This window comes from Sphingomonas aurantiaca, assembly GCF_003050705.1.
GTDB lineage: Bacteria > Pseudomonadota > Alphaproteobacteria > Sphingomonadales > Sphingomonadaceae > Sphingomonas > Sphingomonas aurantiaca.
Genome location: NZ_QAOG01000002.1, coordinates 248,009 through 272,004, shown reverse-complemented (window position 1 = coordinate 272,004; position 23,996 = coordinate 248,009). Strand labels below are relative to the sequence as shown.

Genomic DNA, 23,996 nt, shown 5'->3' with positions numbered 1-23,996 from the left:
GGCGGTTACTTCCCGGCCTGCGCGGAGCTGTTGCTGGTCGCACCGGACGCGTCGCCGCCTCCGGGTGCAGCCCCGGGCGCGCCGGCGGCCTTGCCGATCTGCTGCGGAGCACCGGGCTTGACGGTCGCGCCGGGGCGCAGGTTCAGCAGGCCCTCGACGATCAGCTTGTCGCCGGGCTTCAGGCCGCTGGTGACGATCCACTTGTCGCCGATCACGCGGTCGGTGGTGACGGTGCGCTGCTCGACCTTGTTCTGCGCGTTGACGACCAACGCGGTCGCACCGCCGCGCGGATCGCGCGTGATGCCCGCGGTGGGCGCCATGATCGCCTGGCGACGCGTACCCTCGACCAGCTTCGCACGGACATACATGCCCGGCAGCAACAGGCCGTTGGGGTTGGGGAAGCTCGCGCGCAGCGTCACCGCGCCAGTGGTCTGGTCGACGGTGACTTCGGCGAACTGGAGACGCCCCTCGATCGGGTAGGTCTGGCCGTTCGGCAGGATCAGCTGGACGCGTGCGCTGCCGTCGCCGCGGGTCACGCCGCCGGTCGCCATCGCCTGCTTGAGATCGAGCAGCTGCGCGGCCGACTGCACGACGTCGACATAGACGGTGTTGGTCCGCTGGATCGTCGCGAGCGGATCGGTCTGGCCGGTCTGGACGAGCGCGCCGACGGTCACCAGCGACCGGCCGATACGACCCGAGATCGGCGCCTTGATGCGCGTGAAGCCGAGGTTGACGCGCGCGGACTGGACCGACGCCTGCTGCGCTGCAACATTGGCGCGCGCCTGTTGGGCGGACGCGGTGGCGTTGTCCGCCTCCTGCTTGCTGACCGCATTCAGCGCGACGAGCTGGCCGTAGCGCTGCGCCTGGAGGCGGGTCGCGTTGATCTGCGATTGCGCCGCGCCGAGCTGCCCCTGCGCGCTGGCGAGTGCCGCGCGATAGGGGGCGTCCTCGATCGCGTAGAGAACCTGACCCTTGCTGACCATCGCCCCCTCGGTGAACAGCCGGTCGCGGACCACGCCGCTGACCTGCGGACGCACTTCCGACGTCTCCACCGCAGCGATCCGGCCGGGCAGCTCCGAGGTGAGCACGACCGATTCCTCGGCGACGTTGACGACCCCGACGGTCGGCGTGGGCGGCGGCGGGGGCGCCTCCTCCTTGCTGCACGCGGTCATCAGTGCAAGCGCGGCGAAAGCCACCGTTCCCTTGAGATTCAATCGCTGCATGTTGAGCATCCCGACGTCCGTGCAGATAGGTTTTACCGGAATGAACGTTCATTCCACTTGCCTGCCCGCTAGGATTGTGCGAGCGGCGGGTCAACCAAAAAACGCGTTGAGGATATGGTTTTGCGTGCAGTGCAACATGAGATCGGGAGCCGCGAGCGTATCGTTGCCGCCGCCCGTCACCTGTTCGCGACCCAAGGGTTTCATCAGACTCCGATGTCCGAACTCGCTGTCGCGGCGGGCGTATCGGTCGGCCAGATCTATCGGTTGTTCACGGGCAAGAACGCGGTGATCCAGGCGATCGTCACGGAAGACACGGCGGCGAAGATGACCGAGCTCCAGGCGATGAACGCGTCGGTGAAGTCCGGCGAGTTCTCGATCGAGGAAGGGTTCGTCGCGCTGGCGCAGCGTGCCCTGTCCAAGGGTGACGAGGCGCTGTCGTTCGAGATCATGGCCGAGGCGCATCGCAATGCCGACGTCGCGGACACGATCGCCGACCTGTGCCGCGATTTCCGGCAGATGATCCGCGAGCTCGCCTGCGTCGCCAACCCTGACCTGTCGGACAACGATCTCGAAGGCGCGGAGGAGCTGATCCTGGCGTTCATGTTCGGGCTCGGCCATCGCACCCTGTCGCGGCCGCAACTGTCCGAAGGCGAGACGGCGCGATTGACGGGCCGGATGATCCTGGCCGCGGTGCGCGCGCTCTAGGCGTTCCCGCCGGCGTGTCGTTTGCGACCGCGGGGATCGCGCCTACATAGCGCCTGCCACCGATGCGCGGTGGACCTCGGCTAGGAAGCATCATGACCAGAACCGTCCTCATCACCGGCGCCACCTCCGGAATCGGCGAGGCCGCCGCGCACGCCTTTGCGGGCGCAGGCTGGCGCGTGATCGCAACCGGACGCCGGGCCGAACGGCTCGATGCACTGGTCGCCGCGCTGGGGGCGGACAGGGTTCATCCGCTGGTCTTCGACATTTGCGACGAGACCGCGCGCGATGCCGCCCTTGCCGGCTTGCCTGACGCGTTTGCCGATATCGACCTGCTGATCAACAATGCCGGGCTGGCGCTGGGGACGAAGCCCGCGGACCAGGCGAACGTCGACCAGTGGAAGACGATGATCGCGACCAACGTCACCGCCTTGGTGTCGATGACGCACAGGCTGTTGCCGGGGCTGATCGCGCGCAAGGGGGCGATCATCAACATCTCGTCGGTCGCCGCGACCTACCCCTATACCGGTGGCAACGTGTATGGCGGCACCAAGGCGTTCGTCGAGCAATTCTCGCTGGGGTTGCGATCGGACCTGCACGGCAAGGGTGTCCGCGTGACGTCGATCGAGCCGGGGATGATCGAAACCGAATTCACGCTGGTCCGCACCGCGGGCGATCAAGCCGCCTCGGATACGCTGTACAGCGGTGCCGATCCGATGACCGGGGGCGACCTTGCAGAAACGCTGTTGTGGATTGCCCAACTGCCGCCACACCTGAACATCAACCGGCTCGAGATCATGCCGGTGAGCCAGTCGTTCGCCGGGTTCCAGGTCGCACGGAACGGCTAATGACGGAGTATTCGTCGAGCCGCCGGGCTTGATGAGCTTTGTACAATTGCGCGCGTGCCGCGGTGACATCTTCCCCCGCGCCACCGCGCAATTGCTTGACTCTCCTGCCCTTTCGCCGACCGAGTGCGATATTGTCCGGCAGTGCAAACTATCGCTTAACCATGCCGGTCGTATGGAGCGTCATGACCCACCGCCCTACCCCCGCGCCAGATAGACTTCAGAATGGATCTATTTTGAGCGGGGCCGGCCGTTCGCCGGACGGCTTGCCCTCCGCGCTGGCCGTGCTCGACATGTTGCCGGGGCTGGTCGCGTATTTCGACCGGGACCTGACCTATCGGTTCGCCAATGCGACCTATGCCGCATGGCGCGGGATCGGCCCCGACCAGATCATCGGGCGTCATTGCCGCGATATCGTCGGCGAGGCCAATTTCCCGACCGTGCTGCCGCGCCTGACCGAGGCGCTCAGCGGTACGCGCGTCACCTATGAATATTCGCTGTTCGATGGCGGCAATGCGCGCCGCGTGCAGGGCAGCTATGTCCCCGATATCGATGCCGACGGCATCGTCCGCGGGGTCGTCGTGCTGGTCACCGACATCAGCGTACGACGCGATCTCGAGGCGCGGATCGCCGAGAACGAGATCATGTTCAACGATGCGTTCGAGCACGCTCCCGTCGGCATGGTCGTCACCGGCGCCGACGGACGGATGGAGCGCGTCAACGCCGCGTTCGCCGCGATGCTTGGACTGTCGATCGATCACGTGGCGGGTCTCGATTTCCGAACCATCACGCATCCCGATGATCAGGATGCCGACGTGACGTTGTTCGATGAGATCGTGGCGGGCGAACGCGACACGTATACGCTGGAGAAGCGCTATCTTCATCCGAGCGGCGAACCGGTCCATGCCTCGCTCGCGGTGTCGGCAGTTCGCGCGCCCGACGGGACGCTCATCCGGATGATTGCGCATGTCCAGGACATTACCGAGCGGCGACGCGCGGATCGCGCGCTCCAGGAGATCAACGCGCGGATGACGCTGGCGATGGAAGCCGTGCGCGGCGGCTTCTGGCATATCGACGTCGAATCCAGGCGGTTCGAAACCTCGCCGAGCTTCTCACGGTTCGTGCGCGGGCCGGGCGGATCGGGGCCTATCGACCTCGATACCTATGGCGAATATATCGCGCCGGCGAACCGCGATGCCGCCTCGGTCCAGACACTGCTCGACGGCGAGATCGACAACGCCTCGGTCGAATATGAATTGGCGACGGTCAACGGCCCCCGCTGGATGCGGTGCGACCGCAAGCTGCTGCGCGCCTCGGACGGGAGCCCGTTGCGGATCGTCGGCGTGACGATCGACATCTCTGAAGACCGCGAACGGCAGCTGCGCGCGATGGCCGCGGCGGAGACCGATCCGCTGACGGGGCTGCTCAACCGTCGCGGGCTCGACCAGCGTCTCGCGCAGACCGATGACGGTGTGTCCGTCGGCATCGTCGCGATCGATCTCGACCGGTTCAAGGCGATTAACGACCGGTTCGGCCATAGCGTCGGCGATACCGTGCTGGTCGAGGTCGCCCGGCGATTGCGCGGAGTCGTACGTGCCGGCGATCATCTTGCGCGGCTGGGCGGCGACGAGTTCGCCGTATTGTTGCCCGACGCCGACGACGTCCGGCTGGCGGTTGTCGCCGATCGAATCGAGCGCGCCTTGGGCGAGCGGTTGGTCAGCAACGGTATCACGCTGCCGGTCGGCGGCAGCGTCGGCGCCTCGCTCATGCAGGGCTCGCGTACCACGCCCGCGGCGCAGAGCTTCGCCGCGGCATGGGCGCGTGCCGATGCGGCGCTCTACGCCGCCAAGCGAAGCCGACATACGCACCCTATACGAGCCGCTTAACTTAGGTTATGATCATTCTGGTGAGTATTCACACTCACTTAAGTCATATTTGCCAGAGTGTTACTATGACTAAACCGGTGTACGAAGCAGCGCGGCTCGACGCTCTCAAACAGCTCGATATCCTCGATAGCCCACCCAGCGAGAGCTTTGACCGGATCACCCGGATGGCGAGCCAGATATTCGGCCTGCCGGTCGCCGCGATCTCATTGACGGACGAGGATCGCCAATGGTTCAAGTCCCGCGTCGGATTCGACCATACCGAACTCGGCCGGACCCGTGCGCCCTGTGCCGAAGTCGCCGAGAAGACCGCGCCGCTGGTGATCCCCGATCTGCTCGACGATCCCTTCTACGCGTCGAGCCAGCTCGCACGTTCGGGCACGCGATTTTACGCCGGCGCACCGCTGACGACTCGCGACGGCTATGGCCTCGGCGCGTTGTGCGTGCTGGGGAAAGAACCGCGCACCGCGACGGGCGACGAGATGGCAGCGCTGCGCGATCTGGCCGCGATGGCGATGGCGCAGATCGAGCTGCAACATGCGTTTGGCCGGATCGATCCGATCAGCGGATTGCCGAACCGCCAGCAATTCCTCGACGATCTCGACGATTTCACGCGCGATCACGGCGGCGAGCGTCGCCTGCTGGTGATGCTCGATCTGGCGAGGACCGACCAGATCGACAACATGACTCGCGTGCTCGGCTCCGAGCACGTCGTCGAGATGGTCAGGCTGGCGGCGCTGCAACTGCGCGACGCCTTGTCGCAGACCCGGCGTGCCTATCATGTCGCGGCGACCCAGTTCGTGTTCTTCGCCGAGCCCGATATAGAGGACGCCGCCTATGTCAGGGTGCTGACGGACAAGATCGCCGAGTGCAGCATCAAATCGTCGATGCGATTCGCCACCACGATCGCGGTCGGCGTCGTGCCGGTCGTGCTCGGCCGGGTCGAGCCGACCGACCTCCTGCGGTTCGCGCACGGTGCCGCACAGGACGCGCGGACGCAGGAGGCGACCGTCTGCTTCTTCTCGTCCGCGAACGACACCGCGCATCGCCGCCGCTACGAACTGTTGCGCGATTTCGAGCCCGCGCTGGAGAGCGACGACCAGTTGAGCCTCGTATACCAGCCCCGGGTCGACATGACGGACCGCCGATGCCTGGGTGCGGAAGTGCTGCTGCGCTGGACCCATCCGGTGCTGGGCGAGGTGTCGCCGGCCGAGTTCATCCCGCTGATCGAGCAGACCTTGCATGCCAAACCGCTGACGCACTGGGTCATCGACCGCGCAATGGAACAGCTGACCGGCTGGATCGCCGACGGATTTGACGGCAATTTGTCGATCAACCTGTCCGCCAACAACCTCGAGGAGCCCGATTTTGCCGCGCGGGTCCAGTTGCTGCTGCTCAAGCACCGCGTCCGTGCCGACCGGATCGAACTCGAAGTCACCGAAAGCGCCATCATGCGCAACGTCGCGCAGGCGCGCGAACAGCTTGCCGCGTTGCGCGCCGCCGGGATCCGGCTCGCGATCGATGATTTTGGCACGGGCTACAGCAGCCTCGCCTATCTCCAGCAGCTGCCCGTCGACGTCGTCAAGATCGACCAGAGCTTCATGCGCGACCTCGATTCGACCACCAACGGCGGCGACGAACAGACGCTCGTGCGGACGATGATCCGGTTGTCGCACGAACTGGGCTACCGGGTCGTCGCCGAAGGCGTCGAGACCGAGGGCGTCGCAGCCTGCCTCGCGACGATGGACTGCGACGAAGCCCAAGGGTTCCTGTTCGCGCGACCGATGCCGGCGGCGGCATTCCGCGCCTGGTCCATCGCGCATCCGGGCGATCCGGCGCGGACCCCGCGCGCCGCCGCCTGACGGGGCGAACTCCGGTCAGGCACCGATCACGTCGGCGATGAACAGATAGCCCTTGCCGCGGACCGTCCGGATGATCTCGGTCCGGTCGAACGCCGCGAGCTTGCGGCGAAGGCGGCTGATGTTGACGTCGATCGTACGATCCTTCGACGAGGTATCCGCGCGCCCCGACAGCGCGATCATGTCTTCGCGCGTGTGGACCGCATGCGGGTGCGTGACGAAGGCGTCCATCATCTGGAACTCCCCCTCGGTCAGCGACACGAGTTCGCCACCGGGCGACTGGAGCGATCGCATCCGGCAGTTGAGCGTCCATCCCGCAAATCGATAGGTGGTATGGAAACGCGGCGCGTCGCCCTGCTCGATCGTGCCGGCGCTGTCCGTTCCGGTCGCGGCCGTCCGGTTGCGCCGCCGCAGCACCGAGCGGATCCGGGCGAGGATCTCGCGCGGGGTCGACGGCTTCGTGACATAATCGTCCGCGCCCATCTCCAGCGCGACGACCCGGTCGACTTCGCTCGACAGCGCCGACAGCATGATCACGCCGGGAGGATCGTCCGACTGGGCGAGCCCGCGCAGCACGGACAGGCCGTCCTCGCCGGGCATCATCATGTCGAGGATGACGAGATCGCACGGCCGCTGGACGAGGCGCGCGCGCAACGCCGCACCGCTTGACACCGCCTCGACGCCGAGGCCGTTGTCGACGAGGAATTCGGTGAGAAGCTCGCGAAGACCCGGGTCGTCATCGACGATGATCACGCGGGCAGACTGATAGCCGGCGTCGTCCGCGAGATCCTGTGTCGCATCGTCCTGCCATGTCGTGACGATCGGCGGGCGGGGGATTGCGGAGTCGTAATGCTGGGAAACGTTCATCGCCGGCGACTTTCGAGGAGAGGGAGACGGTGAGCCATGTCCTCCCCCCTGCACCCGGTGTTTGTCCGGGATGTTTCCCGATGCGACATCCCCTGCCCCGGCGTGACACATAGGCGTGGTGCGGTAACCCCGGCCTGCGGCGGGGCAACGAATCGCTGTAAGACGACGTGCTTTGGCGCATGCGGAAACATCGCGAACACACGCGCCCGCTAGGATCGCCGCATGATGTCGAATCCCGTCCCCGAATCGTTCAGTCCGGCCACCGGCGGCGTGGTGCCGAAACCGACTTTGCTGGTCGTCGATGACGACCACATGATCCGCACGCTGCTGGCGCAAAGCCTGGGCATGCACGGCTACAACGTCGAGACCGCGATGAGCGCGCAGGAAATGGACTCGGTGCTCGCACGCCAGTCCGTGTCGCTGATCCTGCTCGACGTGATGATGCCCGGCGAGGACGGGCTGTCGGTATGCCGCCGCCTCGCGCGCACCGCCGGACCGCCGGTGGTGATGCTGAGCGCGCTGGGCGCAGAGCCCGACCGGATCCTGGGGCTGGAGATCGGCGCGAGCCACTATCTCACCAAGCCGTGCAGCCCGCGCGAGATCCTCGCGACCGTCCGCGCCGCGTTGCGCGCGCGCGAGATCCAGGACGCCAGCGAGGGACGATCCTATGGCTTCCTCGGCTGGCGGGTCGATTTCGCCGCGCATGAATTGTTCGATGCCGACAACACGCTGATCGATCTGACCGATGGCGAGTTCGCGGTGTTGCGCGCGTTCGTCGAGCGTCCGCGCCGGGTGCTGGCGCGCGATGCGCTGCTGGAGGCCGCCCGCGGGCCCGATACCGATGCCTTTGACCGCGCGATCGACGTCCAGGTCAGCCGCCTGCGTCGCAAGCTGCGCTCGCGGGGCGACGACATCATCCGGACGATCCGCAACGAAGGGTATTTCTTCGTGCCACGGGTCGTGCGGCTGTGAGCACGGCCGCCGCGACGAGTGCCAGAGACACGGGTGCGGACGAAGGGCGGGTGCGCCGCCTGCCGCAATCCTGGCCGTTGTTCCTGCGGATCTTCGCGTTGATGCTGATCACCGTGCTGCTGGTGCAGGTGCTAAACTTCGCCACGCTGCTGTTGATGCCGCCGCCCACGCCGATCATCTTCTCCACCACCCGGATCGCGGCGTTCGCGCGGACCGGCGTCGATCCCGCCAGGCTGCTCAAGACCGAAATCTCGACACGCCGCCCCGACCCAACCGACAGTCCGCGCGATCGCCGGCTCGGGGCGATCATCGCCACCGATCTCGGGCTGCCGGCGAGCGCGGTCGTCGTCGAGGCGGAGCGATCCGGGCGACCAATGTTCGCCGATGCGCTGCGCCCACCGATCCCGATGGGGCCGCCGCTGGGGCCCCGCCGGCATCGCAATTTCGCCGCGCTGGAGAATGCGCTATTCGGGCCGTTCGTCGTCTCGATCGATACGGGCGGCGGGCGGTGGCGCGTGATCCGTCCCAACAGCGCCATCATGGGACCGTGGCGGATCCGGATCATCCTGTGGTTCCTCGTCGCGCTGGCTGTCGTCGCGCCGATCGCCTGGCTGCTCGCGCGACGCGTGGTCAAGCCGATCGGCCAGTTCACCGCGGCGGTCGAGCGGCTGGGCCGCGACCCGCGCGCGGAGCCACTGACGCTCATCGGCCCACCCGAGATCGCCGAGGCGGCCAGCGCGTTCAACGTGATGCAGGAACGGCTCAATCGCTATGTCGAGGATCGGACGACCTTGATCGCAGCGGTCGCGCATGACCTTCGCACGCCGTTGATGCGGCTGTCGCTGCGCCTCGAAAAGGCACCGGAGGCGCTTCGTATCGCCACCGAGGACGATATTCAGGAGATGAGCCACCGCATCGGCGCGGCGATGGCCTTCGTCCGCGACATGACGCGCAACGTCCGTCGCCAGCGGCTCGACCTGCGATCGTTGGCGGAGAGCGTGACCGACGAGTTCGCGGACCGCGGCGACGACGTCGTGCTCCAGGCCGGCGACCCGCTCACGATCGAGGGCGACGTGCCGTCGCTCAAGGCGCTGATCGGCAATCTGGTCGGCAACGCGATCAAATATGCCGGCCATGCCGAGGTGCTATTGTACCGCGACCGCGACACGGTCGTCATCGAGGTGCAGGATCGCGGCCCGGGCATGCAACCCGACGACCTGATCCGCGCGTTCGAACCCTTCTTCCGTGCCGAACAATCGCGCAACCGCGATACCGGGGGGATCGGGCTGGGCCTCGCCAGCGTCCGCGCGGTCGCGCGCGCGCATGGCGGCGACGCAACGCTCGAGACTCGGCCCGAAGGCGGGTTGCGCGCGCGCATCACGCTGCCGGGCTGACCGATTTTCCGTATCGATATGCAAGGAACCACCATGCGACGCGTAATCCTGATCGGGCTGGCCGGCGCGTTGGCGGGTTGTGCCGCCACCGTCCCGCGGCCCGGCGGTCCGCCCGAACGTGGCCGCGGCCAGTTGTTCGTCAGCCCGATGGGCGAACCCTTCCGCACGATCCTTCGCCCCGGTGCTGCCCAAGGCCTGTGGTTCGCGGGCGCCGATACCGACGGCGACGGCCGCGTGACGCTCGCCGAGTTCCGGCAGGACGCGATGCGGTTCTTCGCGGTGCTCGATCGCGGCAAGGACGGCGAGGTCGATCCGGACGATATCGCATTCTACGAAAACGTCCTCGTGCCCGAGATCCGCGTCGTCGGCGGCCGCCGCTCGCCCGAACCGGGTGGCCGTAACGGCGGCGGCGGCAGAGGCGGCAGCGACGGCATGCATTTCGGTAACGGCGGCGGCAGCAAGACGGCGGCGCCGCGCGAACGCCTGGGCGCAGCGCGGTTCGGATTCTTCGACTTCCCCGAACCGGTGATTGCCGCCGACAGCAACGGCAACCGCGGCGTCGATGCCGCGGAGTTTGCGAGCGCGGCAACGATCCGCTTCGCCGCGCTCGACCGCAACCATGACGGTGCGATCACGCGTGGCGAACTGCCGCGCAGCGGGGCGGAGACATGGCGCAACGGATCCGATGCCCCCGCCGAGCCCGATCGCGACGGGGCACCGGGACAGCGCTGACGGCTCAGCCCTTCCCGGCGCCCGGTCACCCGGTCTTTGCTACCGATCGCCATCCGCGCCGTTGGGCGAACTCGGCAGCGACTGCGGCCCCGGATACGGAGGGCCGTCATGCCCCGGCCCGCCGGGGAACGGACCACCGCCGGGAGGGCCCTGATCCATCGGACCGCCCGGCATGGGACCCATTGGCCCCATTGGCCTCGGCCCCATCATCGGGATGCCGTGGCGCAGACGCATCAGCGCCTCGAACGCGGCCTGCTGCGTCGCATCCAGGCCGTCGTAGAAGCTGCGGGCTGCCGCAATCCGGCGGGTATCGTCCGCTGCGCGGCGTGCCGTCATCTCCGTCATCCGCTCGAGCTGGCGGGCAAAGCCGTCGTCCGGCATCGGCCCCCGCAGCTCTTCCCCGCGGTGCGGCGGCGCAGGCGGCGCAAACGACTGCAGGAACGCCGTGAGCGCGGGGCGCTGCGCCGGGCGCAAGCGCAGCAGCAACGCCATGTCGTCGGCCTCGCGCTGTCGCACCTTGGCGAAATCGATCCTCGATGGCCCTGCGCGGTGCATCTGCGCGCTCGCGGCGACCGGCACTGCCAGCAGCAATGCGAGCACCGGTACGATCTTCGATGTCATGTCTTTCCCCTTTTCGATGATGATGCGGGTCTCAGCCGAGCAGCCCGGAAACGATCCAGCGCCGGCTGACCGCGGATTTGACGATCGTGGCGCCGCACCGGCGACACGCGGATCGCTGGATCGGCTCGCCCAGGACATCCCGGTGGCGCGAACGCGGCGCATGACGCCCGGTCGCGCATTCGGGCGATGGTACCAACTGACGCTGCACGACCCTGCGCATGACTCTGCCCTTCCGATATCCCCGGAGACGGCATGCGCGGCATTCTTGTCCGCAGTATTTCATCGACGTGCCGGCCCGCTGCCGGCCTGGATTAGGCCGGGCTGGTGGAGATGGTGAGCCGCCTGCCCGCGAAATCCTCCGCGGCGACGGTGTCGATCTGCCGCTCGATCCCGCGCGTAAGACCGGCCGGAACGGTGACCGCGAAACCGCGCTCGACAAGCCCCTCGACCGCCCAGCGGACGCAATAGTCCGCAGCGACGCCGATCACCATGACGTCCGTCGTGTGTTGCGCAGCCAGGCGACTGAAGAACGCCTCGCGCGGGATCGATGGCGCGCCCGGATCGCGCGCGTCCTCGATCGCCAGCCCGGGCTCGGCCCACATGTCGAACACCCCCTTCTCGATCCGCCATGCCGGGATCGCCGGATCGAGCAGCGCGATGTCGAGCATGTTCGCCCAGCCCGGCGTGTCGCGAACGCAGTGGATCGGAAACATCGCCGCTTCGGGCGACGCAGCGTAGGTTTCGCGGAAATGCGTGTCGAAGGTGAACAGCACGCCGGCGACGTCTGCAGGCTGCAACGCCGACAGCCACGCCTGCATCGGCGCGACCAGCGCCGCCGCGCCCGCGACGCTCAGCGCGCCCTCGCCCGCCATGAAGTCCCACTGCGTATCCACCACGACCACGAACCGCGACATCGCCCGTCTCCTTTGGCCGCTGCTTGACACACTCGCGTCTTCTCGGACACCCGCAGGCCGAATGAAGCAGGAGCCCGCGCGCATGGCCGTGACCGATATCGCCACCCGGACGTACAATCACAATTTCCGGCTCGACCCGATCGTGCGCAGCCTGCTCGACACCGATTTCTACAAGCTGCTGATGTTGCAGATGATCCGGCAGGTCTATCCGGACGTCACCGCGACCTTCGCACTGATCAACCGGACCAAGACCGTGCGGCTGGCCGAGATCGTCGACGAGGACGAGCTGCGCGCGCAGCTCGATCATGCGCGCACGCTCGGCTTTGCCAAGAAGGAGCTGATCTGGCTCGCTGGCAACAGCTTTTACGGCAGGCAGAAGATGTTCGGGCCCGAGTTCCTGGCCTGGCTCGCGGACTTCCGCCTGCCCGCCTACGAACTGCGCAAGGTCGACGGGCAGTATGAACTGCATTTCGACGGCCCGTGGACGCACACGACGATGTGGGAGATCCCGGCGCTCACGATCATCAACGAACTCAAATCGCGGGCGGCGCTGCGCAACCGCGGGCGGTTCGCGCTCGATATCGTCTATGCGCGCGCCAAGGCGAAACTGTGGGAGAAGGTCGAGCGGCTCCGCGAGATGCCCGACCTGGTGCTGTCGGATTTCGGCACGCGGCGGCGGCACGGGTTCCTGTGGCAGCGCTGGTGCGTCGAGGCGCTGAAGGAAGGGCTCGGTGACCGGTTCATCGGCACCTCGAACGTGCTGCTGGCGATGGACGCGGACCTCGAGGCGATCGGCACCAACGCGCACGAGCTGCCGATGGTGACCGCCGCGCTCGCCGAGAGTGACGCAGAGCTGGCGCAGGCGCCCTACCGCGTGCTGGAGCATTGGCGGCAACATTATAACGGCAACCTGCTGATCGCACTGCCCGATGCGTTCGGGACGACCGCGTTCCTGCGCAACGCGCCGCACTGGCTGGCCGAGTGGACCGGTTTCCGCCCGGACAGCGCGCCGCCGATCCCAGGCGGCGAGCAGATCATCCGCTGGTGGGAGGAACAGGGCGTCGATCCGAAGACCAAGCTGCTGATCTTTTCCGACGGCATGGATATCGACACGATCGAGCAGACCTATCGGCATTTCCACGGCCGCGTGCGGATGAGTTTCGGCTGGGGGACCAACCTCACCAACGATTTCCGCGGCTGCGATCCCGACGGTGCGGCGGCGCTGGAGCCGATCTCACTGGTCTGCAAGGTGATCGAGGCAAACGGCCGCCCCGCGGTCAAACTGTCGGACAATCCTGCCAAGGCGACCGGCGAACCGGCTGAAATCGCGCGCTATCTCCGCGTCTTCGGCGAAACCGGGCGGGCCGTGACCCCGGTTCTGGTGTGAGACCGACGCCCAAACCGATCGTTGCACAAGCGCAACATAAACGGCGCATTCTGTAACAAAATTGCCCGCTTCATCGATCCAGTCTTGCTTCGTTACAATCCTGAGCCATCATCCCGCCACAAGATAATCAAGGGGATGTCGCGTCAGGCGCGAACAGGGGGACTTTTTGATGCGCGTATTGAAGACCTGGATGTATGCCGGTGCCGGTGGGCTGGCGTTGGCGACGATGCTCGCCGGAACGTCGGCATCGGCACAAGCCGTGACCACGCCGGCCGCGGACTCCGCGCAAACCGCAGAGGCGCCCGCGGGCGAAGACATCGTCGTCACCGGATCGCGCATCCGCCGCAATCCGCTCGATCAGCCATCGCCGGTCGTCACGGTCGACGCGGAATCGATCCAGCGGACCGGGCTTTCGTCGGTTGCCGACGTGCTCCAGCGGCTGCCGAGCGCGGCCGGCGGGTTGAATTCGAAGGTCAACAATTCGGGTAACATCGGCAATCCGCCCGACGGCGGCGGCGTCGGTGCCGGGTCGGCCGAGATCGACCTGCGCTATCTCACCGCCAAGCGGACGCTGGTGCTGGTCGACGGCCTGCGCTTCGTCAACGGCGCATCGGCGAGCGGGATCCCGTCGACGGTCGATCTCAACACGATCCAGGTCGGCTCGATCGAACGGATCGAAATCCTCCAGTCGGGCCAGTCGCCGCTCTACGGGTCGGACGCGCTGGCGGGCGTCGTCAACATCATCACCAAGTCGCAGCAAAAGGGGCTGAAGGCGTCCGCCCAGTTCGGCACGTTCCGGCAGGGCGACGGGCATACGCAGGACTATAACGTCAGCTACGGCATCCAGGCGCCGCGGACGAGCGTGGTCTTCGGCGGCAGCTATGTGAAGCAGGAGGCGGTGCGGACCGGCGATCGGTCGATCTCGCAATTCCCGAACCCCGGCCAGACCAGCTGCTCCGACGTTATCGGCGGCTGTTCGGGTGCGACGCCCAATGGGTTCTTCCAAGTCGGCGGGCAAAACCTGACCCTGAAATCCGGACCGATCGCCGGGCGGCCGCGCTATGATGCGGCCAACCCGACCGGGCCGAACAGCGACTTCAAGGCATTCACGTCGGCCGACCGCTTCAACTTTGCGCCGTTCAATTATTTCCTGACGCCGTCCGAACGCTATGGCTTCTTCGTCAGCGCGAAGCAGGAACTGACGGACGCGGTGAACCTGCGCGTGAAGCTGAACTACACGCGCCGCAATTCGCAGAACCAGGCGGCGTTCCTGCCGCTGGTGCTCGGCCCCGACGCGGGCAACGGCAACCTGCTCGACACGATCTCGATCGACGCGACCAACCCGTACAACCCGTTCGGCTACACGCTGTCGGCGGGCGGCGCGGGCAATGGCCCGGCAAATTACTCGACGGTCCGCCGCCGCCTGGTCGAGGCAGGGCAGCGCACCTATTCGCAGACCGTCGACACGATGTCGGCGACCGCGACGCTGGATGGATCGTTCAATATCGGCGCGCGTAAATTCTATTGGGACGTCAACGCGGTCCTCGGCTTCAACGATGCCAAGCAGCTGTTCACCGGCAACATCAACGCGGCCAATCTCGCGCGCGCGCTCGGGCCCGTCGCGAACTGCACCGGGGCGTGCGTGCCGTTCAACATCTTCGGCGGCGTCGGGTCGGTCACCCCCGAGATGCTCGGCTATATCGCGTTCGACGAGCGGGCACGCAGCTCGCAGAGCCTCGAGGACTATACCGCCAACATCTCGGGCGACCTGTTCGATCTGCCCGCCGGGCCGGTCGGGATTGCGGCAGGCTATGAGCACCGCGTGCAATATGGCAGCTTCACGCCCGATCCCTTGATCACCGCCGGGCTCGGCGCGGACATTCCCGCGCAGCCAGCGCGCGGCCATTTCAATTCGGACGAAGTCTATGCCGAGCTGCGCGTCCCGCTGATCCACGACACGCCACTCATCAAGTCGCTCGAAGTGGGCGGCGCGGTGCGGCATTCGAACTATTCGATCAGCGGCAGCAACACGACCTATACCGGCAGCGGCCTGTGGAAGCCGTTCAGCGACCTGCTGCTGCGCGCCTCCTACGCGCAAGGCTTCCGCGCCCCCAGCATCGGCGAGCTGTTCGGTGCGGAATCGCGATCGGACGCGTCGATCGACGACCCCTGCACCAACGTCGCGGGTTCGCCGTTCCAGACCTCGCCGACCGTGCGCACGAACTGCATCGCCAACGGCGTCCCTGCCAATGGCAGCTACCAGGAGCCGAATGGTGGCCAGCTCGGCGTCCTGACCGGCGGTAACAAGGCCTTGAAGCCCGAGACGTCGCGGACCTGGCTGTTCGGTGCGGTCTACGCCCCGAGCTGGGCACGGACGAGCGGCATCGCCAGCCAGCTGAGCATCGAGGGGAATTACTACGACATCAAGGTCGACGACGCGATCGCGGCGACCGATGCCACGCTGACGCTGAGCCGCTGTGCGGAAGCGGCGGACGCGCTGAGCTGCGCCGCCATCACGCGGACACCTAACGGCCTGATCTCGCGGATCAACGCGCAGCTGCAGAATATCGGCGGCATCCGCACGCGCGGCGTCGACGTCACCGCGGTCTATCGGTCGCCACGGACCTCGGCGGGCACGTTCGGGCTCTCGCTCAACGGCAACATCCTGCTGAAATATGCCGAGAGCTTCCCCGCGACGGTCGGCTTCACCACGACCAACTACCAGGGCACGACCCGAGGCTCGCCCGAACAATCCTATCCGAAGTTCAAGGGCAACGCGGTCGTGGATTGGGACATCGGCCTGATGCGCGCCTCGTTCACGGGGCGCTACATCAAGAGCGTAAAGGAAGCCGACGGCAAGCGGCTCGACAACACCTTCTACGGCGATGTCCAGCTGACGCTGGCACCGGGCTGGCTCGAGAACCGGCTGGGGCTGACGATCGGCGTGAACAACGTCTTCAACCAGGATCCGCCTGCCTGCTACAGCTGCACGGGCCCGAACTACGATCCGACGACCTACGACGTGCCGGGCCAGTTCGGCTATATCCGCCTGTCCTGGGGGCTCTGATCGATCGAGGTGGCGGTCAGCCTAAGCGGGCAGGCCGCCACCCCCTTTCGTCATCCTGACGAAGGTCAGACCCAGAGTCACAACGGATATCGTGCGTTACTCTCGATCCTGATTGTCATCAGGACGACGAAGCCCCTCAGTTTTCGACGAGCTTCATGAAGCGCCGCTCTACCGGCGCGAGCACCGGGCCCAGCTCGTGCCCGCGCTTCACCACCGCGCCGCCTTCGCCGATCAGCGCCCACATGCCCTGTTTGTTGCGCAGCGCAGGGCGTTTCTCGATCCGGAATTCGGGGCGTTCGGCGGCGCGGCGGAAGGCGGCGAAGACCGCGGCGTCCTTGCCGAGATCGATCGCATAGTCGCGCCAATGGCCGGCTGCGACCATCCGGCCATAAAGATCGAGGATCCGCATCAGTTCGAGCCGATCGAAGCCGATTTGGGTCGCCTTGGACGGGGTCGGGAACGGGGTGACGATACCCATCAGGCGCGCTTATCCATCATGCGCGGTCGCGACGATCCTCTAGGCGATCCTCGCCCTGCCCGTCCGCTAGCAGCGCGTCGAGGCGCTTGCGCATCGTCTCGAGCTCGCAGCGCATGATCTCCATCTTCTGGGTCGCGGGGTCGAACATCTCGGTGCACGGCGTGCCGTAGGGAACGAACCGCGGCATTTCAGGCGCGTTGCCACCCTCGATCGTGGTCGTCCGCGCGGGGATTCCGACGACGGTCGTCCCCTCCGCGACGTCGCGCGTGACGACCGCATTGGCGCCGACGCGCGATCGCTTGCCGAGTGTGATCGGTCCCAGGACCTGTGCGCCCGACCCGATGATCGCGCCGTCGGAGATGGTCGGATGGCGCTTGCCCTGCACGCCATTGTCGGGGCTGGTGCCGCCGAGCGTGACGCACTGGTAGATCGTGACGTCGTCGCCGATCTCCGCAGTCTCGCCGATCACGACGAAGCCATGGTCGATGAAGAAGTTGCGGCCAATCGTCGCGCCGGGATGGATATCGATTGCGGTCGTGAAGCGCGACCAGTGGTTGACGCACCGCGCGAGGAAATAGAATTTCGCGTTGTACAGGCGGTGCGCGATGCGGTGATAGCCGAGTGCCCAGACGCCGGGGTACAGCATGATCTCGGCGCGCGAATGTGGAGCGGGATCGCGAGCGCGGATCGAATCCAGATAAGCCAGTAATCCGCTCGACATCGACAGTCCCCTTCGCGATGTGCGTATCTAGGATATCGAACCGCCGATTTCCAGAACCGCATCCGCCCGGCCTTGCCCCGTGCCGGGATGCGGGCGCGGATCGCCTGGATCGGGGTAAAGCCTATCTTTGTTGTGGGATAAGCCCGCACGTTGCAGGTTGGCCGCGATTTTGAGGGGATGCCGATGTTCGATCTGACGACCGTGAGCTTCGAGACGCTGATACCGTTCATTCTGGTCGGGTTTGCCGCGCAGGTCGTCGATGGCGCGCTGGGGATGGCGTTCGGGGTGATCTCGAACACGCTGCTGCTCTGGGTCGGCGTGCCGCCGGCTGCGGCGTCGGCGGGCGTGCATACGGTCGAGACGTTCACCACCGCGGTGTCGGGGATCAGCCATGTGCTGCACAAGAACGTCAATTGGCGGCTGTTCCTGCGGCTTATGATCCCCGGCGTGATCGGCGGTATTCTCGGCGCCTATGTGCTGTCGAACATCGATGCGAGCACCGCCAAGCCGTTCATCCTCGCCTATCTGACGTCGATCGGCGTCTATCTGCTCTACCGTGGGCTGCGCTTCCCGCCCAAGCAGAAGGAGCCGAAGATCGTCGAGCCGCTCGGGCTGATCGGCGGGTTTCTCGATGCGGCGGGCGGTGGCGGCTGGGGGCCGGTGGTGACGTCGAACCTGCTCGTCCAGGGGGCGTCCCCGCGCACCACGATCGGCACGGTGAACACCGCGGAGTTCTTCCTGACCGCGACGATCTCGGCGACGTTCATCACCCAGCTCGGCTGGGCGGCGTTCACGCAGGCTACGGTAGGCCTGCTGATCGGCGGCGTACTCGCGGCGCCGTTCGGCGCGATGCTGGCCAAGCGCGTACCGGCCAAGACGCTGATGATCATGGTCGGCGTGATCCTGACGATCACCAGCCTGTTCGGCCTCTACCGCGCGATCTGGCACTAGAGCCTCGTCGCCCGACTTTCCGTCATCCTGGCGAAGGCCAGGATCCAGAGTAACGGGACGCGTTCCTTTATGGCTCTGGATCCTGACTTTCGTCAGGATGACAGAGGATATGGGGCGCAGCCAGGTGACGACACAAAGTCGCAGCCAACCCCTCCCCTAACCCCTCCCGCAAGCGGGAGGGGAACAGCGCTTACAGCGTGGCGTGGATCGTCGCGACGGCGGCCATCACCGCGCCGATCCGGACCGACGTCTGAATCGCTTCAGCGGTGACGCCCGCCTTCTTCAGGATCTGCTCGTGGCTGTCGATGCACATGCCGCAGCCGTTCATCGCCGACACGGCCAGGCTGAACAGCTCGAAATCGACCTTGTCGATGCCCGGCTGGCCGATCACGTTCATGCGCAGCTTGGCCGGCATGTTGCGATATTCCTGGTTCCCGGCGAGATGCGTGAACCGGTAATAGACGTTGTTCATCGCCATCACCGCCGCCGCTGCGCGTGCCGCATTGGCCGCCTCGGGGCTGAGCTTGGGCGCGCATTCGGCTTCGGCCGCCTCGACGAGCAACTTGTAGCCCGAGCCGTGCGCGCAGGTCAGCAGTAGGCCGTACTTGCGCTGATCGGTAAGATGCGTCTCGTTCAGCAGCGAGCCGACGTTGAGACGGATGTCCTTGGCGTAATCGGGCAGCTGCCCCGCGAATTCCTTGAGCGACATGATCTTCTTCCTTCTGCTCCGCTTGCGGGAGAGGTCGGGGGAGGGACTGGAGACAAAAAGAGAGGGCGGTCCGAATGGACACGCCCTCTCCCAAACCCTCCCGCACGCGGGAGGGGCGTTTTACTTATGCGGCGAGTTGGAGGACGTCGTCGCCCTTGTTCCAGTTGCACGGGCACAACTCGTCGGTCTGCAGCGCATCGAGCACGCGGAGCGTCTCGGCGGGGTTGCGGCCGACGTTCAGGCCGTTGACCTGGACCGCCTGGATGACGTTGTCCGGATCGATGATGAACGTCGCACGGAACGCGACATGCTCGTTCTTGTCGACGATGCCGAGCGCGTCGGCGAGCTTGGCGCCGTTATCCGCCAGCCACGGGAAGTCCGCAGCGGCAAGGTCCGCGTCAGACTTGCGCCAGGCGAGGTGGACGTGCGCGGTGTCGGTCGACGCGCCGATCAGCACGGCGTCGCGGTCCTCGAAATCGCCGCGGATGTCGCTGTAGCCGACGATCTCCGTCGGGCAGACGAAGGTGAAGTCCTTCGGCCAGTAGAACAGCACCTTCCACTTGCCGGGATAGGCCGTCGTCAGGTCGAGCGTCTCGCCGGCGGGCAGCGCTGCGGTGCCCTGCTGGACGGGGATGGTCATCGATGGGAACTGGTCGCCGATGGTCAACATGATGGAAGCCTCCTGGGAAAAATCTTTGCTCCAGGCATCCTCACTGGCGGCGGTTGGCCCGCTCGTTCGTTGTGCAATGCGGTATATGGGGACTGGTGTAATCGATCAAACGCTCTATTTATCACCTGATGATCGATAGAGGCGATTAATGGCTGCGACTTACCTACCGACGTTGAAACAGCTGCAATATTTGGTGGCGCTGAAGGACCACGGCCATTTCGGCCGTGCCGCCGAAGCCTGTTTCGTGACGCAATCGACGCTGTCGGCGGGCCTTCGCGAGCTCGAAACACTCATCGGCGTGGTGCTGGTCGAGCGTACGCGCCGCGTCGTCCGGTTCACACCGCTGGGTGATTCGATCGCCGACAAGGCGCGGCGCGTGCTGCGCGAGGCGGAGGAACTGGGCGACATGGCGCGTGCCGCCGGCCAGCCGCTGTCAGGCGACATGCGAATGAGCGTGATCCCGACGATCGCGCCGTTCATGCTGCCGCGAATCCTGCCGCGGTTGCGAAAGGATTATCCCGACCTGAAGCTGTTCCTGCGCGAGGAGCCCAGTGGTGCGGCCTGCGAGGGGCTGCATAACGGGCGCACCGACTGCGTGCTGCTGGCACTCCCTTATGCTTGCGGCGAGGTGACGGCCGAGACGCTGTTCGAGGATCGGCTGTTCGTCGCCTACCCGTCGGGCGAGGTGCCCTCCGCGCTGCCCGCGATTCCCGCATCGGCGATCGACGAGACCCGGCTGCTGCTGCTCGAGGACGGGCATTGCCTGAAGGATCATGCGCTGGGGGCGTGCAACCGCCCCGAGCTGCGCGCGGAGGCGACGATGCTGGGGACCTCGCTGCACACGATCGTGCAGATGGTCGATAACGGGCTTGGCATCACGATGCTGCCCGAGATGGCGTTGAAGGCCGGTATCCTGGACAATACCAACATTACCGCACGGCCGCTCGACGAGATCAACGCGGTGCGCAAGATCGCACTGGTGTGGCGCCGCGCCAGCCCGCGCGAGAAGGACTTTGAGCTGTTGGCAAAGGCGCTCGCCGATATTCAATAAAGCGCCTGCCGCTCTCCATGCCCGCGCGACCGTCGGGGGCCGGGCGGCCGTCTCGACCATGCCCCGCCCGATCGATCGCCCGACGTCCGATCGGGACGGATGCGCAACCATCTCGACGTTCGATCGTATCTTCCGCACTTTCCGCTGGAGATCCGATGATGTCGAAGACGCTTCCGCTAATGGTGATGACGAGTGCGCTGGCGCTCGCCGCATGCAGCGGCAAATCGAAGGACAACGTGGCCAGTCCGTCGACCAATCCCGCGCTCGCCGTGCCAAACGGCCCGCCCGCGGTCGCCAACCCGACGGTAGGCGGCGTGCCGATGATGGCCACGCGGACGATAGTCGACAATGCCTCGGCCGCCCCGAACCTGTCGACGCTGGTTGCCGCGGTAAAGGCAGCGGATCTGGTCGGGACGCTGTCCGGTCCGGGTCCCTTCACGGTGTTCGCACCGACCAACGACGCATTTGGACGGCTTGCGCCCGGCATGGTCGACACGCTGCTGAAGCCCGAGAACAAGGCGTCGCTGACCAAGGTGCTGACCTATCACGTCGTGCCGGGTGTCATCACCGCGGACGATCTGCGCCAGCGGATCGCGGCCGGAGGCGGCACTGCGACGCTGACCACGGTCGAGGGCGATCCGATCACCGCGACGCTGGTCGGCGCAGTGATCACGCTGACCGACGTCAACGGCAACAAGAGCTATGTCGAGACTGCGGACGTTCGCCAGTCGAACGGCGTCGTCCATGTCGTCAACGGTGTAATCGTCCCGAAACTGAGCTGATTCAAAGGCCTTCGGGTTCGGTTCATCGCATCGATGCTACGGCTGGTCCGCCAAAACATTGCAGATGCGACTACCCTGACCCTAGCTTTTGCACTGAGTTTCCAACTGTCCCGTCCATTATATTTGGAGTCACAGATGACTTTTAAGACGAACCTTATGATTGCCGCCGCATCGGGCATGGTCTTTGCCACCGGCGCGGTCGCACAGACGGCCCCCGTCGAGACGACCGCTGCGCGTACGGCGCAGGCGGCCCCGGCGGCGCCCGCAGCCGCCGCTCCAGCAGCGCCGACCGCCGCGCCGACGACTACGATCGCCGCCGCACTGCCGACGCTGCCGAACCGCGCGACGCTGACGAAGCTGGTGACCGCGGCAAAGCTGCAGACTACGCTCGCAGGCCCCGGCCCCTACACCGTGTTCGCCCCCAGCGACGAGGCGTTCACACGTCTGCCCGCCGGCGCGCTCGACACGTTGCTGAAGCCTGAGTCGGCGCCGACGCTGGCGACGATCATCAAGTATCACGTCGTCGCCGGTGCCATCACGTCCGAGCAGCTGAAGGCGCAGATCACCGCGGGCGGTGGCAAGGCCATGCTGACCACGCTCGCCGGCCAGCCCCTGATCGCGTCGGTCGGTCCGAACGGCAACATCGAGCTAACCGATACCGCCGGGATCAAGGCGTACGTCGATACGGCCGACATCAAGGAGACGAACGGCGTCGTCCACCTGACCAACGGCATGAGCGTTCCGAAGCTCGGCTAACGCGATCGCGGGCCGCGACCTCCACGGAGAGCGCGGCCCGCATTGCCCTGTTTCCCCGCGAAGGCGGGGATCCAGTCTGGACTTCCGGCTTCGCGGGAGCCCAACTCCTGGTTAAACTTACCGCCTATTCCCAGCGGGCGGCGGCAGCGTGATCGTTATCCCGCGCCTCAACCCAGCTGGACGCATCCCCGCGAGTTTCGCGCTTCCAGAATGGCGCGTCGGTCTTCAGCCGATCGATCAGATATGCACATGCCTCCAGGGCAGCGCCGCGATGCGCCGCAGTCGCCGCGACGAAGACGATCCGCTCTCCCGGATGCATAGGTCCGACCCGGTGAACGATGATCGCCGCTGACAGCGTCCAGCGTGCGACCGCCCCCTCCGCAACCTTGAGCAAAGCCGCCTCGGTCGCGCCGGGATAATGTTCGAGCTCAAGCGTACCCACGCCGTCGTCCGCACGCACCAAACCGGTAAAGGTCGCGACTGCACCTGCGCCCGCCGCCTCGGCGCGAGCCATTTCCGTCGCGATGTCGATCGCGGACTGCTGGACAGAGATGTGGATCATCCGCCGGTCACCGGGGGAAATATCGCAATTTCCTGCGCCGCACCGATCGGCGTATCGAGCGCGACGAAATCCTGATCGATCGCCGCCCGCAAGCGCGCGCGGTTCTCGAATGCTTCGGCGTGCGGCGCGCTAGTCTTGGCGAGCCAGTCGATCAAGTCGGCCACCGTCACGACGCTGGCGGGCGGGTCGATCGTTTCCTCGCCCGTGCCGATCCGCTCGCGGACCCAGGCGAAATACACCATCCGTATCGTCATGCTCAGTCCATGTGCTTCAGGCCGACGCGGAGATAATCCCATCCGGTCAGTACGGTAAGAACGGCCGCGCCCCAAAGCGCGACGATGCCGACATTATGCACCCATGCCATATCGGGCACCGCACCGCCGAGAATGATTCCGCCAAGCGACACGAGTTGCAGCGTCGTCTTCCACTTCGCCAGTTGCGACACGGGCACCGACACCTGCACCTGCGCCAGGAACTCGCGCAAACCCGACACCGCGATCTCGCGCAGCAGGATCACTAGCGCGGCGATCACGTGGACACCGGGAATATCGCGCGTGCCCACCAGGATCAGAATCACCGCGGCGACCATGATCTTGTCCGCGATCGGATCGAGGAAAATCCCGAGCCGCGACACCGCGCCGCTCGACCGCGCGAGATAGCCGTCGAAATAGTCGGTGATGCCCATCAGGCAGTAGAGCACGAAGGCGATGCCATAGCCCGCCTCCCAGTCGGGCCACCACAGGAACCAGACCAGCAGGGGCACCGCGACGATCCGCGACAATGTCAGGAGGTTAGGCAAGCTTAGCACCCACCACCTCTATACCGGTCGGTCGCGGGGCGAAACCGGTTT

Annotated in this window: 24 protein-coding genes; 13 read left to right on the top strand and 11 right to left on the bottom strand. The window is 66.2% G+C overall.

The window, feature by feature from the left end:
• Positions 1 to 5: 5 nt before the first annotated feature.
• Positions 6 to 1,223: an efflux RND transporter periplasmic adaptor subunit gene (locus C8J26_RS06710; RefSeq protein WP_056420511.1), complete on the bottom strand. Its 1,218-nt coding sequence runs from the start codon at positions 1,221 to 1,223 to the stop codon at positions 6 to 8.
• 213 nt (positions 1,224 to 1,436) lie between these two features.
• Between C8J26_RS06710 and C8J26_RS06705 the strand changes: the two genes are divergently transcribed.
• The 4 genes from C8J26_RS06705 (at position 1,437) to C8J26_RS06690 (ending at position 6,515) form a co-directional block, all read left to right on the top strand.
• The gene (locus tag C8J26_RS06705) at positions 1,437 to 1,928 is read left to right on the top strand and encodes a TetR/AcrR family transcriptional regulator (RefSeq protein ID WP_234422726.1); all 492 of its coding nucleotides are present in this window, start codon (positions 1,437 to 1,439) and stop codon (positions 1,926 to 1,928) included.
• Positions 1,929 to 2,020: 92 nt separating this feature from the next.
• Complete coding sequence (locus C8J26_RS06700) at positions 2,021 to 2,773, top strand: SDR family NAD(P)-dependent oxidoreductase (RefSeq protein ID WP_107957254.1); 753 nt, start codon at positions 2,021 to 2,023, stop codon at positions 2,771 to 2,773.
• A gap of 233 nt (positions 2,774 to 3,006) precedes the next feature.
• The gene (locus C8J26_RS06695; RefSeq protein ID WP_167398788.1) at positions 3,007 to 4,656 is read left to right on the top strand and encodes a GGDEF and EAL domain-containing protein; all 1,650 of its coding nucleotides are present in this window, start codon (positions 3,007 to 3,009) and stop codon (positions 4,654 to 4,656) included.
• Positions 4,657 to 4,721: 65 nt separating this feature from the next.
• Positions 4,722 to 6,515 carry a putative bifunctional diguanylate cyclase/phosphodiesterase gene (locus tag C8J26_RS06690; protein ID WP_107957252.1) on the top strand — a complete coding sequence of 598 codons (1,794 nt, stop codon included), beginning with the start codon at positions 4,722 to 4,724 and terminating at the stop codon, positions 6,513 to 6,515.
• A gap of 15 nt (positions 6,516 to 6,530) precedes the next feature.
• On the opposite strand, the gene C8J26_RS06685 is transcribed toward C8J26_RS06690, so the two are convergent.
• Complete coding sequence (locus tag C8J26_RS06685; protein WP_107957251.1) at positions 6,531 to 7,379, bottom strand: response regulator; 849 nt, start codon at positions 7,377 to 7,379, stop codon at positions 6,531 to 6,533.
• A gap of 225 nt (positions 7,380 to 7,604) precedes the next feature.
• On the opposite strand from C8J26_RS06685, the gene C8J26_RS06680 reads away from it, so the two are divergent.
• From C8J26_RS06680 to C8J26_RS06670, 3 genes are read left to right on the top strand one after another with little or no spacing between them, the layout of a single operon-like run.
• A complete protein-coding gene (locus tag C8J26_RS06680; RefSeq protein ID WP_208631354.1) occupies positions 7,605 to 8,351 on the top strand; it encodes a response regulator in 747 nt (248 codons plus the stop codon).
• On the top strand, positions 8,348 to 9,745 hold the full coding sequence (locus C8J26_RS06675; RefSeq protein ID WP_244185195.1) for a sensor histidine kinase: 1,398 nt from the start codon (positions 8,348 to 8,350) through the stop codon (positions 9,743 to 9,745). Before C8J26_RS06680 ends, C8J26_RS06675 begins: the two co-directional genes overlap by 4 nt.
• Before the next feature lie 33 nt (positions 9,746 to 9,778).
• Entirely contained in the window at positions 9,779 to 10,477 is a 699-nt protein-coding gene (locus C8J26_RS06670) for an EF-hand domain-containing protein (protein WP_107957249.1), read from the top strand.
• A gap of 39 nt (positions 10,478 to 10,516) precedes the next feature.
• On the opposite strand, the gene C8J26_RS06665 is transcribed toward C8J26_RS06670, so the two are convergent.
• Both C8J26_RS06665 and C8J26_RS06660 read right to left on the bottom strand, forming a co-directional pair.
• The gene (locus tag C8J26_RS06665; RefSeq protein WP_167398787.1) at positions 10,517 to 11,098 is read right to left on the bottom strand and encodes a Spy/CpxP family protein refolding chaperone; all 582 of its coding nucleotides are present in this window, start codon (positions 11,096 to 11,098) and stop codon (positions 10,517 to 10,519) included.
• A 311-nt stretch (positions 11,099 to 11,409) separates the two neighbouring features.
• Positions 11,410 to 12,012 carry a cysteine hydrolase family protein gene (locus C8J26_RS06660; RefSeq protein ID WP_107957247.1) on the bottom strand — a complete coding sequence of 201 codons (603 nt, stop codon included), beginning with the start codon at positions 12,010 to 12,012 and terminating at the stop codon, positions 11,410 to 11,412.
• An 82-nt stretch (positions 12,013 to 12,094) separates the two neighbouring features.
• On the opposite strand from C8J26_RS06660, the gene pncB reads away from it, so the two are divergent.
• Both pncB and C8J26_RS06650 read left to right on the top strand, forming a co-directional pair.
• Positions 12,095 to 13,399: a nicotinate phosphoribosyltransferase gene (gene pncB, locus C8J26_RS06655; RefSeq protein ID WP_107957583.1), complete on the top strand. Its 1,305-nt coding sequence runs from the start codon at positions 12,095 to 12,097 to the stop codon at positions 13,397 to 13,399.
• A 169-nt stretch (positions 13,400 to 13,568) separates the two neighbouring features.
• Positions 13,569 to 16,466 (top strand): TonB-dependent receptor plug domain-containing protein, encoded by a 2,898-nt coding sequence (locus C8J26_RS06650; protein WP_244185194.1) that lies wholly within the window; start codon positions 13,569 to 13,571, stop codon positions 16,464 to 16,466.
• 136 nt (positions 16,467 to 16,602) lie between these two features.
• Here C8J26_RS06650 and C8J26_RS06645 read toward each other — a convergent pair whose 3' ends face one another.
• The gene (locus C8J26_RS06645) at positions 16,603 to 16,944 is read right to left on the bottom strand and encodes a DUF2794 domain-containing protein (RefSeq protein WP_056419954.1); all 342 of its coding nucleotides are present in this window, start codon (positions 16,942 to 16,944) and stop codon (positions 16,603 to 16,605) included.
• Positions 16,945 to 16,960: 16 nt separating this feature from the next.
• Positions 16,961 to 17,665, bottom strand: coding sequence for a serine O-acetyltransferase EpsC (gene epsC, locus C8J26_RS06640; RefSeq protein ID WP_107957246.1), 705 nt, complete (start codon positions 17,663 to 17,665; stop codon positions 16,961 to 16,963).
• 177 nt (positions 17,666 to 17,842) lie between these two features.
• On the opposite strand from epsC, the gene C8J26_RS06635 reads away from it, so the two are divergent.
• Positions 17,843 to 18,616, top strand: a complete 774-nt coding sequence (locus tag C8J26_RS06635) for a sulfite exporter TauE/SafE family protein (protein ID WP_107957245.1) — start codon at positions 17,843 to 17,845, stop codon at positions 18,614 to 18,616.
• 190 nt (positions 18,617 to 18,806) lie between these two features.
• Here the strand turns inward: C8J26_RS06635 and ahpD are convergent, their stop codons facing one another.
• Together ahpD and C8J26_RS06625 are read right to left on the bottom strand one after the other, a co-directional pair.
• Positions 18,807 to 19,325, bottom strand: coding sequence for an alkylhydroperoxidase, AhpD family (ahpD, locus tag C8J26_RS06630; protein WP_107957244.1), 519 nt, complete (start codon positions 19,323 to 19,325; stop codon positions 18,807 to 18,809).
• A 124-nt stretch (positions 19,326 to 19,449) separates the two neighbouring features.
• Complete coding sequence (locus tag C8J26_RS06625; RefSeq protein ID WP_055879693.1) at positions 19,450 to 19,995, bottom strand: peroxiredoxin; 546 nt, start codon at positions 19,993 to 19,995, stop codon at positions 19,450 to 19,452.
• A gap of 148 nt (positions 19,996 to 20,143) precedes the next feature.
• On the opposite strand from C8J26_RS06625, the gene C8J26_RS06620 reads away from it, so the two are divergent.
• The 3 genes from C8J26_RS06620 to C8J26_RS06610 all read left to right on the top strand — a co-directional run bounded on the left by C8J26_RS06620 (position 20,144) and on the right by C8J26_RS06610 (position 22,584).
• Positions 20,144 to 21,046 (top strand): hydrogen peroxide-inducible genes activator, encoded by a 903-nt coding sequence (locus C8J26_RS06620; RefSeq protein WP_056419963.1) that lies wholly within the window; start codon positions 20,144 to 20,146, stop codon positions 21,044 to 21,046.
• 155 nt (positions 21,047 to 21,201) lie between these two features.
• Positions 21,202 to 21,828, top strand: coding sequence for a fasciclin domain-containing protein (locus tag C8J26_RS06615; protein WP_244185193.1), 627 nt, complete (start codon positions 21,202 to 21,204; stop codon positions 21,826 to 21,828).
• Between the two features lie 135 nt (positions 21,829 to 21,963).
• Positions 21,964 to 22,584 (top strand): fasciclin domain-containing protein, encoded by a 621-nt coding sequence (locus C8J26_RS06610; RefSeq protein WP_107957243.1) that lies wholly within the window; start codon positions 21,964 to 21,966, stop codon positions 22,582 to 22,584.
• A gap of 124 nt (positions 22,585 to 22,708) precedes the next feature.
• Here C8J26_RS06610 and C8J26_RS06605 read toward each other — a convergent pair whose 3' ends face one another.
• From C8J26_RS06605 to pgsA, 3 genes are read right to left on the bottom strand one after another with little or no spacing between them, the layout of a single operon-like run.
• Positions 22,709 to 23,146 (bottom strand): molybdenum cofactor biosynthesis protein MoaE, encoded by a 438-nt coding sequence (locus C8J26_RS06605; protein ID WP_107957242.1) that lies wholly within the window; start codon positions 23,144 to 23,146, stop codon positions 22,709 to 22,711.
• Positions 23,143 to 23,400 carry a molybdopterin converting factor subunit 1 gene (gene moaD / locus C8J26_RS06600; protein ID WP_107957241.1) on the bottom strand — a complete coding sequence of 86 codons (258 nt, stop codon included), beginning with the start codon at positions 23,398 to 23,400 and terminating at the stop codon, positions 23,143 to 23,145. Before moaD ends, C8J26_RS06605 begins: the two co-directional genes overlap by 4 nt.
• A 2-nt stretch (positions 23,401 to 23,402) precedes the next feature.
• On the bottom strand, positions 23,403 to 23,954 hold the full coding sequence (gene pgsA, locus C8J26_RS06595; RefSeq protein WP_056419973.1) for a CDP-diacylglycerol--glycerol-3-phosphate 3-phosphatidyltransferase: 552 nt from the start codon (positions 23,952 to 23,954) through the stop codon (positions 23,403 to 23,405).
• Between the last annotated feature and the right edge of the window lie 42 nt (positions 23,955 to 23,996).